Origin of the sequence: Anoxybacillus sp. LAT27, assembly GCF_022030075.1 — a bacterium.
Lineage (GTDB): Bacteria > Bacillota > Bacilli > Bacillales > Anoxybacillaceae > Anoxybacillus > Anoxybacillus kestanbolensis.
In genome coordinates, this window is the sequence record NZ_JAIWYK010000322.1 from 1 (window position 1) to 231 (window position 231).

Genomic DNA, 231 nt, shown 5'->3' on the forward strand with positions numbered 1-231 from the left:
GGGCCCGATCGGCGGGAAAGGAGCGCTGGTGCAGGCGGCTGACCGTCCGCAGGTTGTCCTCCACGCTGCCGGGCAGCATGACCGGATGCTGGGAGACGTAGCTCATCGTCATGCGCCAGCGCTCCGGCGTCCATTGTTCCGGGGGTTTTCCCGCCAGCCGGACGGTCCCGCTGTCCGGGCGGGTGAGCAGGGCCAGGATGCGCAGCAGGGTGCTTTTGCCCTGTCCCGACT

Annotated in this window: 1 protein-coding gene; it reads right to left on the minus strand. The window is 69.7% G+C overall.

Annotated elements, in window-relative coordinates; genetic code table 11:
- Positions 1-231: ATP-binding cassette domain-containing protein (locus tag LD028_RS09640; protein WP_237811690.1), on the minus strand; the 231-nt coding region annotated here is incomplete at both ends.